This is a genomic window from Syntrophorhabdaceae bacterium (genome assembly GCA_036504895.1).
Lineage (GTDB): Bacteria > Desulfobacterota > Syntrophorhabdia > Syntrophorhabdales > Syntrophorhabdaceae > PNOM01.
Genome location: DASXUJ010000032.1, coordinates 1 through 15,289 on the forward strand (window position 1 = coordinate 1; position 15,289 = coordinate 15,289).

General features: G+C 55.4%; 12 protein-coding genes and 1 tRNA gene. 6 read left to right on the forward strand and 7 right to left on the reverse strand.

The annotated features are described in order from the left end of the window. Nucleotides 1-247 (forward strand): MBL fold metallo-hydrolase (locus tag VGJ94_04160; protein HEY3275792.1); only part of this gene is annotated, 247 nt, incomplete at its 5' end. Nucleotides 248-437: 190 nt separating this feature from the next. On the opposite strand, the gene VGJ94_04165 is transcribed toward VGJ94_04160, so the two are convergent. After that, nucleotides 438-513, reverse strand: a tRNA-His gene (locus VGJ94_04165). Between the two features lie 311 nt (nt 514-824). Here VGJ94_04165 and VGJ94_04170 point away from each other — a divergent pair. Further along, the gene (locus VGJ94_04170) at nt 825-2,933 is read left to right on the forward strand and encodes a catalase (GenBank protein ID HEY3275793.1); all 2,109 of its coding nucleotides are present in this window, start codon (nt 825-827) and stop codon (nt 2,931-2,933) included. Nucleotides 2,934-3,275: 342 nt separating this feature from the next. On the opposite strand, the gene VGJ94_04175 is transcribed toward VGJ94_04170, so the two are convergent. Then, nucleotides 3,276-3,995 carry a hypothetical protein gene (locus VGJ94_04175; protein ID HEY3275794.1) on the reverse strand — a complete coding sequence of 240 codons (720 nt, stop codon included), beginning with the start codon at nt 3,993-3,995 and terminating at the stop codon, nt 3,276-3,278. Between the two features lie 205 nt (nt 3,996-4,200). Here VGJ94_04175 and VGJ94_04180 point away from each other — a divergent pair, with 205 nt between their 5' ends. Next, nucleotides 4,201-5,274, forward strand: coding sequence for a type II asparaginase (locus VGJ94_04180; GenBank protein ID HEY3275795.1), 1,074 nt, complete (start codon nt 4,201-4,203; stop codon nt 5,272-5,274). 6 nt (nt 5,275-5,280) lie between these two features. Here VGJ94_04180 and VGJ94_04185 read toward each other — a convergent pair whose 3' ends face one another. Both VGJ94_04185 and VGJ94_04190 read right to left on the reverse strand, forming a co-directional pair. Next, a complete protein-coding gene (locus tag VGJ94_04185; GenBank protein HEY3275796.1) occupies nt 5,281-6,435 on the reverse strand; it encodes an OprD family outer membrane porin in 1,155 nt (384 codons plus the stop codon). Between the two features lie 203 nt (nt 6,436-6,638). Beyond that, nucleotides 6,639-9,698, reverse strand: coding sequence for a PAS domain S-box protein (locus VGJ94_04190; GenBank protein HEY3275797.1), 3,060 nt, complete (start codon nt 9,696-9,698; stop codon nt 6,639-6,641). Nucleotides 9,699-9,998: 300 nt separating this feature from the next. On the opposite strand from VGJ94_04190, the gene purB reads away from it, so the two are divergent. From purB to VGJ94_04205, 3 genes are all read left to right on the forward strand, one after another. After that, nucleotides 9,999-11,306, forward strand: a complete 1,308-nt coding sequence (gene purB, locus VGJ94_04195) for an adenylosuccinate lyase (GenBank protein HEY3275798.1) — start codon at nt 9,999-10,001, stop codon at nt 11,304-11,306. Nucleotides 11,307-11,815: 509 nt separating this feature from the next. Further along, nucleotides 11,816-12,145 (forward strand): peptidoglycan-associated lipoprotein Pal, encoded by a 330-nt coding sequence (gene pal / locus VGJ94_04200; GenBank protein ID HEY3275799.1) that lies wholly within the window; start codon nt 11,816-11,818, stop codon nt 12,143-12,145. Nucleotides 12,146-12,201: 56 nt separating this feature from the next. Then, nucleotides 12,202-12,915 (forward strand): lipid-binding SYLF domain-containing protein, encoded by a 714-nt coding sequence (locus VGJ94_04205; protein ID HEY3275800.1) that lies wholly within the window; start codon nt 12,202-12,204, stop codon nt 12,913-12,915. 305 nt (nt 12,916-13,220) lie between these two features. Here VGJ94_04205 and VGJ94_04210 read toward each other — a convergent pair whose 3' ends face one another. The 3 genes from VGJ94_04210 to VGJ94_04220 are packed head-to-tail and all read right to left on the reverse strand — an operon-like array spanning nt 13,221 to nt 15,246. Further along, the gene (locus VGJ94_04210; GenBank protein ID HEY3275801.1) at nt 13,221-13,505 is read right to left on the reverse strand and encodes a TIGR04076 family protein; all 285 of its coding nucleotides are present in this window, start codon (nt 13,503-13,505) and stop codon (nt 13,221-13,223) included. Between the two features lie 33 nt (nt 13,506-13,538). Continuing rightward, on the reverse strand, nt 13,539-13,904 hold the full coding sequence (locus VGJ94_04215; GenBank protein HEY3275802.1) for a DUF1844 domain-containing protein: 366 nt from the start codon (nt 13,902-13,904) through the stop codon (nt 13,539-13,541). A gap of 10 nt (nt 13,905-13,914) precedes the next feature. Continuing rightward, complete coding sequence (locus VGJ94_04220) at nt 13,915-15,246, reverse strand: trypsin-like peptidase domain-containing protein (GenBank protein HEY3275803.1); 1,332 nt, start codon at nt 15,244-15,246, stop codon at nt 13,915-13,917. Nucleotides 15,247-15,289 lie beyond the last annotated feature (43 nt).

A 15,289-nucleotide genomic window follows, 5' to 3' on the forward strand; every position in this document is an offset into this window, starting at 1 on the left:
GGGGGGTATTGCACTCTATAACCGCCCACTCAAAGCGCTTGTACCCGGCGACGTAATATATGCAGACTATTCGATCGGCAGATTCGACCTTTTCGGGGCGAACCCGGGCCAGTTGAAGGCATCGCTCAATCGCCTCGCGGAATTGGAAGTGGACATGCTCTTTCCCGGCCATAACCAGCTCGTAAAGGGCCTGCCCGCGGATTATATCACCAAGACCGCCAAGACGTGGGAGCCCTACCTGGTATAGCCGGGGAGGGAACCTCCTACCGAGGGAAAACAAAGGTCTCCGGCAGGTGAGGGATAGACCTGCCGGATTCATATGTCCCGGTGGGACATTTTTCCGTCCCTCTTATCGCATCACAAAAATAAATTGTCGAGAAAAGTTATGCAGAGAGTAAATGGGTTCCTTGGCAGGAGCCTATTTCCTGTAGGTTTATTGGGGTGGGCGAGGGGTCTCGAACCCCCAACCCCCAGGTCCACAACCTGATGCTCTGACCGTTGAACTACGCCCACCGTTGGAAGAATATTTAGCATGATATTATTAAAAAGTCAATGAAATGAGCGGGTGAGAAGCCGCGACGGAGGTCCTGCCTCAATCCCGCCAATCATTGCAATGCCCATTCCGAAAGGCATTGACAGGAGTGACCGGGGTGATTACTTAGGGGTATATAGGGCGAGATAGTCGCACATAAAGCCTCACAACCCCCCATGGAGTCAGGGAAAAGGGGTCTGCCAGTTATGAATGCGCCGGCATCGGGAGAAGTCGCCCGAACACCAGCATGACCTCCGGAGCAGACTGTGTTCGCGAAGAAAGGAGAGAAATTATGGCAAAAGATAAAAATACAGATACCACAGGGAAGCATGAAAAGAGACAGGCCGGCGGCAAGGTGACTCACGTCGGCGAAGGCGGTGAGCTGCACCAGGTTTCGAATGGGGAGAGCGGGACCCTTACCACGAATCTGGGGGTTCCCATTTCGGATGACCAAAACACGCTCAAGGCCTCTGCCCGGGGTCCGGCGCTCCTCGAGGATTTTATCTTCCGCGAAAAGATCATGCATTTCGACCATGAGCGCATACCGGAGCGCATCGTTCACGCCCGGGGCACGGGAGTCCATGGATTTTTCGAGCTGACAGTCTCTCTCCAGCAATTCACCAAGGCCCGCATACTTACCGAAGTGGGCGTGAAGACGCCTGTCTTTATGCGTCTCTCTACCGTGGCGGGCGGCGCGGGCTCGATAGACACCCCGCGGGACGTGCGGGGGATGGCCGTCAAATTTTACACGAAAGAGGGAAACTGGGACCTTGTGGGCAACAATATCCCTGTCTTTTTTATCCAGGATGCCATCAAGTTCCCCGATCTGATCCATGCGGTCAAGATGGAGCCCGACCGCGCCTTTCCGCAGTCGGCAACCGCCCATGATACCTTCTGGGATTACATTTCTCTCACGCCCGAATCGATGCACATGGTCATGTGGATCATGTCCGACCGCACCATACCCCGGTCGCTCAGGATGATGGAGGGTTTCGGGGTTCACAGCTTCAGGCTGATCAACGACGTGGGCAAGTCGACTTTCGTCAAGTTCCACTGGCGCCCGAAACTTGGCGTCCAGTCCACCATCTGGGATGAAACCGTGAAAATATCGGGCGCCGACCAGGACTTCCACCGCCGCGACATGTGGGATGCCATCGAGTCCGGGAATTTTCCCGAATGGGACCTCGCGGTCCAGCTTTTTACCGAGGAGGAGGCGGGCAAATTCCCCTTCGATCACCTCGATGCGACGAAACTGATTCCCGAAGAGATGGTGCCGCTCCAGGTAATCGGCCGGATGGTCCTTAATCGCTGGCCGGACAATTTTTTCGCCGAGACCGAACAGGTCGCCTATTGTCCCGGAAATATCATCCCCGGTATCGACTTTTCGAACGATCCCCTGCTTCAGGGCCGCCTGTTCTCTTACCCGGACACGCAGCTTTCACGCCTCGGAGCAGTAAATTTTCACCAGATCCCGATCAACATGCCGAAGTGCCCCATGGGTAACCTTCAGCGGGACGGACATATGCAGATGAGCACGCCGACGGGCCAGGTCTCCTACGAGCCCACCTCATTATCCGCAGCCGCACCGCGGGAAACCCCTGAGAAGGGCTTCCACAGCCTGGCCGCCATGGAATCAGGAGAAAAGGGACGTATCCGCGCCGAGCGCTTTGGCGACCATTACAGCCAGGCCCGGCTCTTCTATCGCAGCCAGAGCAGCTATGAGCAGGCCCATATCGCTTCGGCATTGGTTTTTGAGCTTTCCAAGGTCGAGCATCCGCACGTGCGCGAGGCGATGGTCGGACACTTCAGGCATATAGACCAAAGCCTGGCGGACAGGGTTGCCGCGGGCCTGGGCATGGAACGGATGCCCGATGCGCCGCCCCTCGCCGCGCCCGTTATCGATATGGCGCCCTCACCCGCGCTACGGATCATCGGCAGGGCAAAGGAGACGCTCATGGGGCGCTCCGTGGGTATCCTCGTTGCCGACGGCTCCGACGGCGCGGCGGTCGAGAGGATCAGGAAGGCAGCGACCGACGCGGGCGCAGTCGTAAAGATCGTCGCTCCGAAAGTAGGAGGGGCGAAGCTTGCCGACGGCTCATTCCTGCCGGCCCACGGTCAGCTTGCAGGAACGCCTTCCGTGATCTTCGATGCCGTGGCAGTGATCCTTTCCGGCGAAGGAGCGAAGATGCTCAAGAAGGAATGTGCGGCCATCGATTTCGTAAGCGATGCCTTCAATCACCTCAAGGCGATCGCCGTTGACCGGGGGGGCCGGGAGCTCCTGGTCGCGGCGAATGCGGGAGAGGACGCGGGCATCGTGGACGTGGAGAATAAGAACGCGTTTATCGCCGCGGCAAAGACCCGTCAATGGGACCGGGAGAAGATGGTGAGAATTTTGGCATAGGCGCAGACCGAGGTTTTTATCCATCATGAATAGATGGATTCCGCGTCATGACGGCCCGTGGGTCGTCATGACGCGAACCCTTATTAAAGGATAATCCTGTTTTCCCGGCCTTCATGGCCCTTCATCTCTTTAGCTTTCTTTCAGTAATCGGAAGATCGAGGCCCGAAATTACCCGGGTGGTGTCTGGAGCCCTCTTTTCCATGTGTGGGTATGGCAGATGATGGAAGGCGTGTCAAGATTCTCTCCACTACGTGAAGCGGAATGATCGAACGAGGCGAACCAGCCGCGCCTCCGCGCGGCATGGCCGGGATCGATCCCGGCCATGCCGGACTGTTCCGCCCCTTACCTGGGAATGTCGCTCTTATCGTATACCGCCACGATGCGTACGTTCTGGTAGCGCTGTTCCACCTGGAGAGACTCGCCCTTGGGGGCATACATGTCGCCTATGCCCGTGACCTTATAGAAGGTGTGGGGGACGTTCACCAGATACTGCTCGATAGCGGACAGGGGCGCTTCGGAGCGCTCCACGCTCAGCTTTTTGTTAACCTTGGCGCTTCCTGTTGCCGACGCGCTCCCTATCGAGAGGAGAATTACCTTTCTGCCGTGACTGGAGCGGGAAAGATAGTCCAGGAACGTTATGAGCCGCTGCGCCTGCATATGGTCCAGTTTTGCCGATCCCGTTTTGAAGAAGAGCGTGATCTGGCCCGTGCCCTGCTCGTTGGAAAGCTTTTCGAGCTTTGCCAGCGACTGCTGTGCCGTCTGAAGCTCTTTATTCTCGATGGACTGGAGCTCCGCCATGCGCTTGTCTTCTTTATCGAGGTGGCCCTGGAGCTTGTCAAATTCCTTCATGCTGTTATTGTTCGCGTCGACGATCTCCCTGGCCAGCGCGTCCGCCTGCTCGCCTGAAGCAGCTCCCGTAAGGGTGCTTCCAGGAACCGTAACCTGCCGTTGCTGTCCCGCCGGCTCCTGCATTACGACCACCTGCGGTTTGGTTGCGCATCCGCCGATAAGCGCCATGCCGAGAATCGATGCCATCACGGTGAAAATAGATCTTCCTTTCATGGGTAATCCTCCTGTCGTATTGGATTAATAACTGGTCATTTCTTCACGAGGGTTCATCGTACCGGGCCTCGCCCTTGCGCGGCGTGCACCCACTGGGTTTATCGGCCATCCCCTCACTTACTTAAGGTGAGGCTCCTTTTTCCTTGCAACCCCGGAGGTTTTATCGCAAAATTGTACGATTGGAGACATATCACAAGGAGGCGAAATGGCCGCGATTCCCGGAATGAAGATAAAGACCCTGCTTTTCCTTCTCGTTATCATGTTGCTTACCGCCTTTCCTCTCAGCGCGGAAAATCTCCCACGGGTGGTGATTCTCGCGACCGGGGGCACTATCGCGGGGTCGGCTGCCTCTCCAAGTGAGACCAAGGAATATAAGCCGGGGGTCCTCGACGTGATGGCCCTTATCCGCTCCGTTCCCGGTATCGACATGGCTGCCCGCTTATCAGGGGAGCAGATTATAGATATCGGCAGCAACCAGATGACGGACGGGATCATGGTGAAACTCGCCCGGCGGGTGAACGCCCTTCTGGCTCAAAATGACGTGGACGGGGTGGTGATTACCCACGGCACGGACACCATGGAAGAGACCGCCTATTTCCTCAACCTTTGCGTGAAGAGCGTAAAACCAGTGGTACTCGTCGGCTCCATGAGGCCCGCGACAGCCATGTCCGCCGATGGCCCCCTAAACCTCTTCAACGCCGTCTCCCTTGCAGGGAGCACGTCCGCCCGGGGCAAAGGCGTGCTCGTGGCCATGAACGACAGGATACACGCGGCGAGGGACGTGACCAAGACGAATACGACCAATGCGGATACCTTCAAAACACCCGATTTCGGCTGCCTCGGTTATGTGCTCGACGGGAGGGTCTCTTTTTACCGGACCGTCACCCGCAGGCATACGGTCGGGAGCGAATTCAGCCTCGACGGAATTATGCGCCTGCCGCGGGTCGACATCGTCTACGGCCACGCCGAAGGAGAGAAAGAACTCACGAAGGCGGCGGTGAAAGCGGGAGCGGAAGGGATCGTTCATGCGGGCATGGGCGACGGCAGTATGTTCGGTCTGACGAGAGATGCCCTCAGGGAGGCGAGAAAGAAAGGGGTGGTCATCGTCCGCTCCTCCAGGACGGGAAGCGGAATGGTGACGGCCGTCGCCGAGGACCGGGAGGACGATTTCGCCACGGCCGACACGTTGAATCCCCAGAAGGCGAGGATACTTCTCCTCTTCGCCCTCACCAGGACAAAAGATACCGACGAGATCAGGAGGATCTTCGGCGAATATTGAGGCCCGTCACCACGAACCGATGGGGAGACGGTAGTTCAGGATGATCCTGTAGTCGGCGATATCCTTGCCGCCCATTGATTTATCCTGCGATACATAGCACGCCCTCATACGGAGAGATAATCCTTTAAGGAAACTTTTCGGCCTGAACCGGAGGTTGAAATCCATCTCCCTCTGACTCGGTGATGCATGAGGCCCGGTCTTCGGGGTGGAGGAGTCCGTATAGATGGTGAAGAAATTGAGGCCCTCGGCCCCGAGAGAAGAGAAGTCGTAGAAGAGGCTTGCGAGCCATGTATTTTCTCCCGCCCGGTCGTTGTCCTCTTCCATGATGGAAGTATACCCGGGATACCCGCCCCAGGGGTTAAAAACGTCATGGTTCGTATCTGTTGCGGTGTAGGCGAGGGTCAGGCCCAGGTCCTTCCATTTGAGCGTCGCCCGCACTCCCGCCATGCTCGTATTGAACGTCCCGGCCAGCGCGCTTCCCACATCATGCTGGTTTATCATCTGGGCCGAACCGAGAAAGAAGAAGCCCCTGCCCAGGTCCCATTCCTTATCCCCCTGGAAATAGAAGACATTCATGAAATCGTAACAATAGTAATCCCAGAATTGGAACCGGTAGCCGGCCGAGGGCTCATAGACGGCGCCCGCCATGGTGAGGGGCCTGTGGCTGCCTGTCAGGCCCGCCGCATCGGACATGTAGTCGAAATCGGTTGAGGTCCATTTCTTGATTTTCGCGACATGAGACGCCACGAAGGTGAGGCCGGTTATCTCCTTGCTCTGGATCGTGTAGGCCTCGAATGCATAGGGGGTCATTCTCACGTCGTAAGGGTTGACGAAGGGGGTGACAAGCTCCTGCCGTCCCGCGGTAAATTCGGTCTTTGAGAGCCTTCCCTGCACATACGCGTGGCCCAGTACGTTATATCCCGTCTGGCGGGGGCCGAGAATACCGGCGCCGCTTTTATCCGGATCGGTGAAGACTGAGCCCTGGGAGGTGAATACGGTGGCGCCCGCCCTCACATTCTTCCACCACCTGGTCCTGTAGCCGACACTCCCCCCGAAGGCGAGGGACTCCTGGCCCGTGGTCTGCCCCGCCTGCTCAAAAGACCTTTTCATATAAAAAGAGCGGAAGTCGATCCCCATCTCCCCCCGAAACAACGCCTCCATAACCCCCTCCGAAGCCCCAACCGGGAGTGAAGGGAGCATAAAGGAAAGAAGAGCGAGAAAAGCACAATTAAAGGCAGGGCATCGAAAGAAAGGAAGCGCTTTTTTCCCCGGTCCGACCATCCATATCAATCCCCGTCCCACCGCGCCAATATATCAAAAGACACATGGCCGCGTAAAGAAAAGAATGGGGAGGAGCCTTCCTTTTACTCTTGCCCGGATAACGCCTGGAGGGGGAAGACTGCGTGTACCGTGGTCCCCTTGCCGGCTTCCGAGATGAATTTTAGACTGCCTCCCGCGAGGGACGCCCGCTCCTCCATGCCCAGAAGGCCGAAAGTTTTTCCCTTGAGCGCCCTCTTGTGGGTCTTCTCCACGTCAAAGCCATGACCGTCGTCTTTCACCGTGAGGTGAAGCTCTTCATCAACCGCCTTGAGATCTACCACGATCTTGTGCGCCCCGGCATGGCGCACCGCATTGGTCAGCGCCTCCTGGGCGATGCGGAAGCAAGTAAGCTCGATAAGGGGCGCAAGCCTCTCTTCCTTGAATTTCGTCCGGAACTCCGTTTTCACCTCTGCCTTATCGGAGATCCAATTGACATACCATTCCAGTGCGGCGGTAAGGCCGAAGTCATCGAGGATCGAAGGCCTGAGCTCTATGGAAAGGCTTCGGACCTGTTTTATCAGGCCCTCCACCATTTTCGCGTCTTCGCTTATAGAGGCCCTTGCAGGTCCCGGCCTCTTCGCGCGCTCCGCCCTTTTAAGGCTTATCTTAAGGGCGGTGAGGGTCTGACCGATCTCATCGTGCAGCTCGCGGGCAATATGACGGCGCTCCTTTTCCTGCACCTCGAGGAGGCGATGGGACAATGCCCTGAGGTGGGCCATGGTATTTTGCAGCTTTTCCCCCATCTTCTTCTTTTCCGTGATGTCCTCTACGATTCCGTCCAGGTGATGGGGCGCTCCGTTTTCGTCGCGCACCACGCTGAGTGTAAGATGGCCACGGGCCCTACTCCCGTCTTTCCGGAAATAATCATTCTCGAATACGCGCTGTCCATCGCTTTCGAGCACGGTGCGCAATACCTCGGCCCTCTCACCGGGCTCCGCATAAAGCTGGGCGCCGATGTCGGAGATCGCGTGGATCAGCTCTTCCGGCGAGTCGTATCCCAGCATTCCCGCCAGTGCGGGGTTCACCCGTATGAACCTGCCTTCCAGGGTAGTCTGAAAGATGCCCAGCGGCGACCGCTCGAATATGGACCGGTACTTCTCCTCGCTGTCCCTCAGTGCCTCTTCCGCCTTCTTTCGCTCCGATATATCGGTCACGATGCCCTCGATGGCCATGGGCTCGCCCACGTTATTGCATACAAGCACGTCGCGCTGGTAGAGCCATCTCTCTTCGCCGGATTTGTGAAGGATCTTATATTCGCAACTGGCGGTCGTCTCTCCACTACGAAGCCTCATCTCTCCCGCAATAAAGTATGTTGCCCAGTCCGGATGGACAATTTTGCGTCCGAGCAGGGGATCGCTATAAAAATCATTGGGCCCGTACCCGGTCAACTCGACTGACGCCGGGCTTACGTACTGGTATTCGCCCTCCGATAAAGAGCGCCGGTAGATCATGTCGCGGGCGTTTTCCGCGAGCCTCCGGAACCGTTCCTCGCTTTTCCGGAGCGCGTCCTCCGCATGCTTTCGGGCGCTGATATCCCGGGAAGTGCCGATAATGCCGGTTACGCGTCCCTCTTCAAATAGCGGCCGCGTGCTCAGCTCCACCCAGAGCATGCGCCTGGGCGGCTCCGCGTAGGCGATTGCGGCCTCGCCCGCGGGGACCATCTCGCCGCGGAGATTGGCGGCAAAGCCTTCGCGGGCAAAACCCCTGTAATCGGGCCTGATCAGCTCGAGAAAATGCCTTCCTATGAACCACTTTTTAGGGCGTCCCGTTCGTGTTACGATTACATCATTTACAAAGGTGAAGCATCCCTTTTCATCCAAAATATAAACGCCGTCGTTGATGCTTTCGAGGAGCGTGCGGTATCTGGTTTCGCTCCGGCGCAGCGCTTCTTCGGCCTGCTTGCGGTCTGTTATGTCGATTAAAATAGTGCGATATCCCACGACCATGTCCCGGCGGATAATCGGGTTCGTGTAAGCTACGGCGGTAATCGTGCTGCCGTCCTTTTTCACCATCCCGTACTCCGCCCCCGCGGTCTGCTCGCCCGCGAGAATTTTCTGGATGGCTGCGAGAAGTCTGGGCCGGTCTTCGGGCGCGACCATTTGGAATACATTGAGACCCCGGTCCAGATCTTCTTTGGTGTAGCCGAAGGCCTTGAAACCGTTTTGGTTCACGAATTCAAAATTTCCTTTCTCATCGAATTCGGCGACAATCTCGGGCAGGGACTCACAAAGCTCGCGATAGCGCCTCTCGCTCTCCCGGAACGCCTCCTCCGCGCGTTTCCGCTCGGTAATATCCCTGAATTCGATCACGCTTAGCTGGCCGCCGTCGAAGGGAATCTTCTTCGCCTGGGCTTCCAGAAAGCAGGTCGATCCGTCTTTTCTCAAGGCGACGGTATCAAAAGGTTTTTCATAGCCGCAAAAGAGGTTCTTTGCCACCATCTCCCGGAATTCAGGGGCGATGAAGTCGAGGCCGCTCCTGTCGATCAGCTCCCATGGTTCGTACCCCACCATAGAGGCCAGTGTCTGGTTGGCTTCCTTTATGATCCCCTTGTCATGGATGCAGATGCCCCCGAAGGAGGCGGCATTGAGCCTCCGTGACCTTTCCTCGCTTTGCCTGAGCGCGTTCTCCACCAGCCTGCGGTCCGTGATGTCGGTGACCATGGTGAGAAGAAAGTCTTCTTTGCCGAGGTGGATTTTGGTTGCATTGAAAAGCCCGTATCGCTTCTCTCCGCCCCCCGTGGTCATCCGGAGCTCCAAATTCTCCACCTGCTCTTTCTGCCGCAGCTCTCTGAGAAAAAGACTTCTCTGCTCTTCCGTGATGCAGCCGATACCCGTGGAGGTCTTACCGATGATATCATCGCGCCCGAGGCCCATCGACTTTGAGAATGCCTCATTCACCTCTACGTACCGTCCTTCCTCGATGGTGGTGATGGCTATGGGGATGGCGCTCTTGAGAAAGGCGGTAACGAACCTCCCCTCCCTTTCAAGGAGCCCCTCTTCCTCGGAAACCCGTTTGGCCATGGAGGCTTCCAGCTCGCCGACCCGCTTGTGCAGTGCGGAGAGCTCCTGCTCGAGTTGTTCTTTTGTCTTATGGCTGTTTTTCATTTGTCCCCGCAGTGTTCCATACTATACAATAACTGGACGCTAAATGCCTAGAGAGGGCTCAGGCATGAATTTCGTCTTTCGCCCGCCGCTCCTGCCCGGGGGATAAAGGTATGGGATTAAATATACAAATTCTTGTCCGGCATCCATAATTAGAAAACCAATAGTAGTTGCCGTCCGACCATAATAACAATATAATAGAAACGAACTCAATCCCAAACCAAACCTTCCATCCCTTCCAAACCTAACCCACAAAACCAGACCACAATTGACTCCTGGGCGCACTTTTGGTAATATAGGGCCATGATCGAACGATATACCTTGCCCCGCATGGCGCGCATATGGACTGACGACAACAGGTTTCAGAAGTGGCTCGATATCGAGGTCGGCATCTGCGAAGCTTACGCCGAGCTCGGCGTCATCCCCCGGGAAGACGTGGAGATCATTAAGGCCAAGGCTGCCTTCGACTCTGCTCGGATCCTCGAGATCGAGAAGAGGACCAGGCACGACGTGGTGGCCTTTATCGAGAATGTGGCCGAATATGTGGGGCCTTCTTCCAAGTTCATTCACCTTGGGGTCACTTCTTCCGATATACTCGATACCTCCTTCGCATGTCTTCTCCAGGAGGCGTCCGCCATCCTCGTGACGGATGTGGAGGCCCTCATGGAGGTCTTCAAGGAGAAGGCGTATCAGTATAAAGATGTGCCCATGATCGGAAGGACCCACGGGATACATGCGGAGCCCATCACCTTCGGACTGAAAATGGCCCATTTTTATGATGAGATGAGAAGGAACCTGGAACGGCTGAAGGCGGCGCGGCAGCGGGTGAGCTATGCCAAGATCTCCGGAGCGGTAGGGACTTTCGCCCACGTCCCTCCCTTTGTGGAGGAATATGTGTGCAAAAAGCTGGGCCTCACGCCTGCCCCTATCTCGACGCAGATCGTGCCCAGGGACTATCACGCCGAATTTTTTACCACCCTCGCCATTATCGCCTCTTCCATCGAAAAGATGTCCCTCGAAATAAGGAACCTCCAGAGGACCGAAGTGGGGGAAGCGGAGGAGTTTTTCCGGAAGGGGCAGACCGGCTCCTCGGCCATGCCCCATAAGAGAAATCCCATTGCATCGGAAAACCTCTGCGGCCTTGCGCGGCTCATCCGCGGATACGCGCTCTCCGCCCTTGAAAATATCCCCCTCTGGCACGAGAGGGATATAAGCCACTCCTCCGTGGAACGGGTAATCGGTCCCGATGCCACCATCCTCCTCGATTACATGCTCGAACGACTGAAGAACATGTACGGGAACCTGATCGTCTATCCGGAGAGAATGGCGAAGAACATGGAGATGTCCCGGGGCCTCCACCATTCGGAAGCGATACTCCTCGCCCTCATCAACAAAGGCCTGACGAGGCAGGAAGCCTACAAGCTTACCCAGCGCGTTGCCATGATATGCTATGAGCAGGGCCTCGATTTCACGGCGGAGCTGAAAAAAGATGAGGAGATCGCCCATTTTCTGACCCCCGAGGAGATCGTGAGCACCACCGATAACGACCACTACTTCAGAAATGTGGATACGATTTTCAATCGGGTCTTCACTTTGGGAACAGAAAAATAGATTCGCTAAAGAATAAGATATTTCAAAACGCAATAAATCACGTTATTTCTCACAATTACAGATACTTTGTACTTGAGCGCCTGTAGTTGTTTTAACCTTTTTTCTTGTCCCTTTTTGTTATAAATCAAGTCCCCACGCCATTTTTTTCAATTAATACCCTAAAGAGTTCGCGATTTTGTGCCGAATATTATTGCAAATGGTCCTCCATAGGATCATATTTATAATAGGATAAATTTTTCTATCGTAACGGGGGCATAATGGGTCTCCATATGCTTACCAAAAATTATAACGAGGAGGAGAGCGTCATGAAAAAGAGATCAGCGGTTTATTTTTGTGCACTATTGGTTTTCGCGTTGTTTTTAAGCGGTTGTGGATGCTTTATGCAGGCCCAGAAGGGAGAAACCCCCCCGCCGCCTCCACCCACGGTAACGGCCCCTGCCCCTGAGCCGCCCAAGGAAATACCCGTTCAGCCGGCACCCCCGCCCCCGCCCCCGCCTGCTCCGATGGTAATGATGAAAGACATTAATTTCGATTTCGACAAGTACAACATCAGGTCGGGAGACGCGGAGATCCTGAAGCAGAACGCGGAGTGGTTCAAGGCCAACCAGGGCAGAAAAGTTCGCATCGAAGGTAACTGCGACGAGCGCGGAACAGTTGAGTACAACCTCGTGCTGGGCCAGAAGAGGGCAGATTCCACGAAATCGTACCTCATGAACCTCGGCGTGGACGGCAAGGTTCTCGACACGGTGAGCTACGGAAAAGAAAGGCCGGTATGTACGGATCACAATGAGGCATGCTGGGCACAGAACAGAAGAGCCCACTTCGAACCCGCAAAATAATCGGATATTCATCGATCGGGCCTTCTTCGGAAGGCCCGATAAAAAAAGGAAGAGGGATGAAGAAAGGAATATACCTCCACAAGATCGGGCGCAGCCTTGTTGTGGCAGCCCTGCTTTTTGGTTTTCTGCTCCTTCCCGCATTCGCGGATAGCGTGAAGGACAGCAGGCAGTTGGTCGAGAAGGCGCGAATGACCTTCGAAGACTTTGTCGCCGCACCGGAAATGGAAGCCTTTCGGGACCTCCTGAAAAACGGCCGAGGGGTTTTTATCGCACCCCAAATCCTTAAAGGCGCATTTATAGTGGGTGCCGCAGGGGGAAGCGGGATTTTTTTGGTGAAGGACGCCAAGACCCAGGAATGGGTGGGACCTGCCTTTTATACCATCGGTGAGGCAAGTTTCGGTCTCCAGGCGGGCGGACAGTCGTCCGAAGTGGTGCTTGTCGCCATGACGGAGAGGGGCGTCACCGCGCTGCTTTCGAGCAGCGTCAAACTGGGCGCCGATGTCGGCGTTGCCGTAGGTCCCATCGGAGCGGGAGCGGCAGCTTCCACCGCCAATTTGAGCGCCGACATTATAAGCTTTTCCCGTTCCAAGGGTCTTTTCGGGGGAATTTCCCTCGATGGAGCCGTGGTGACGGTACGTGACAAACTCAACGGTGCGTACTACGGGAAGAAGAAAGTGACGCCTACGGACATTTTGATCCGCAGGAATGTGACGAGCCCGCGCTCGACCGCACTTCTCGCGGATGTGGCGAAAGAGGCGGCGAAGAAGTAAGAATTGCGGGGAGAGTACCCGAATAAAAGGGGAACTTTTCCGAAGGAAAAAATCGAGAAAAACGGGTGGGGAACGCAAGCCCAGGGCTTGGCCTCCACCTGTTTTTGTTATTTGGGCGGATTTACATTCAGGGATTCGATATGTAAAGGGACTGCCAATAAAGACTATAATCGTGGGTGTTATTCCATTTCTAAGTCAAAGATGATATCGAGGCGACGAGGAAGACGCGACGGAGGTGTACTACCAGTACATCGAGGAGCAGATGACGAAGGCAACGAAGAGAGCGCTTTGAATCAGAAATGGAATTACCTGACGCGGCGAAGCCTCACTTTGACCGTGTTCGAGAGGTCCATACACTCCCGCTCCACCTGCTCGGGGTCTCCCCATTCAGGGGGAAAACCGCCGCCGAACTGGAGCATCACGATGTAAGGGAAAAGGTCGTGATACAGGAACCCGCAGAGTCCCGCCGTATCGTGACCGCTCACGTCGAATTTATCGCCCGCCCGGTGATTGCAGCTGCATAGGCCCTTTACCGAAAGGATCTCAGCCTCCACTTTATATCCCACCCGAGGCCTGATCACGTCAGTCATCTATCGTCTCCGATCATCTTTCGGGGAAATGACTTATTTCGTACCGGTCGTGGCTACATATTTCATGCGCAGATCATAGAGCATATTATTGATTAGTCTGTCTTCGTCCGGGGAAAGGTTGCCCCTGGTTTTGTCCTTCAGCATCTCGAGGATGCCGATAGTCTGTTTCGCGAGGGACAGGTTGATCCCCTTTTCGTTGGAGAGAGGATCGGGCAGCTCCCCGAGGTTCACCAACGCAGAAGTGGACAGGGAGAGAATAAGCGCCGAAAAGGTAAGTCCCGTAAAAAAGTCTTCCCGTTTCAGTGCGTCCTCCGGTGTCTCCTGTCTTCCCGCCCTGGACTCCTCATTGCGGGAATTACCCCTTCTGTCGTTCACGGTGTAGCTTTTCTCGTTGTTCATTTGAGACCCCCTAAAGCAAAGTGTCAAGTTTCACAGGCGCGAAGAATATTTCATCATTTCTCTTTACCTGATAAAGAATATAATTCCTCTTCAAGCCTTCCGCCATAGAAGACTCGAAATCTTTTGCGTCCGAAACTATATTATTATTCACCTTGAGCACCACATCCCCGGGAAGAAGGCCGCAACGGTCGACGGAGTTCTTGTTATTGACTTTCGTGACCACCACTCCCTCTTTGTCCTTCAGCTTGAATTTCAGCTTCGGGTATCCCTTTATATCGCTTATCCGCATATTGCATATGTTTTCATCAGAGGGCAGGGGCAGATACCCTTCCATATCTTTGACTTCCGCGTTGATAAAAAAGGACTTTCCGCCACGCATCAGTTTGAACTGCACTATCCCGCCCTCTTTGACGCTCCTCAAAATGCTGTGGGGCTTAAGGCCTTCCTTGATCTTCTTTTTGTTCAGCTCCACGATCCTGTCGCCGATCTTCACGCCCTGTTTTTCCGCGGGACTGCCGGACAGGACTTTCGTGACATAAAAATAAGGGCCTCTCTCGTCCCTTCTTTTCTCTGCAAAGACGCCGAAAATGGGCCGTTTGATCACTTCTTCCATGAACTCGGTGAGCATGCTCATCACGTCTTCCATGGGTATGGCGAAGCCGATACCCTTGCCCTCTCCGTAAATGGCCGTCACCACGCCCAGTGGATTGCCGTCGATGTCGAGGAGGGCCCCGCCGCTGTTCCCCGGATTTATTGCCGCATCCGTCTGAATCAGATTGGCGTACACCTTGCCGTCGATTCTCAGATTTCTCCCGATGGCGCTCACCACGCCTACCGATATCGAGCTCGACAGCCCGAAGGGATTGCCTATCACGATCGCCCTCTGGCCCACGCGGACCGCTTTGGGCTTGGTTATCTTCAAAAAAGGCAGGTCTGCCTTGTCGTTGACTTTAAGCAGCGCGATATCGAATTCCGGATCGCTTCCGAGCACGTGGGCCTCGTAGTCCTTACCGTTCATGAACTTGACCCGTATATTGACGGCCTTGGAGATAAGGTGCTCGTTGGTCACGATTATGCCTCTCGGATCGAGGACCACGCCGGACCCCTGATTTTCAAAAGCCTCGGTCTCTTCTTCTTCGCCGAGAAGGCGCTTGAAAACGCTCGGCTTCTTATTCTCCTCGGGCCCCTTCGCCCACTCCTCGGTCCTTATATTCACAATCGCCCTGCTCGCTGTTTCGACGACTTTGGTGATCCGGTCCTCTTCCTCGCGGGCATGGACAAGGGGAACACAGAAGGTCAGGGCAAAGGTACACATGAGCACCGCAGCCGCAGACCGCACCATACTTTTCCCCCTCATTTTGATTGATTTTAAATTAATTGTTTTC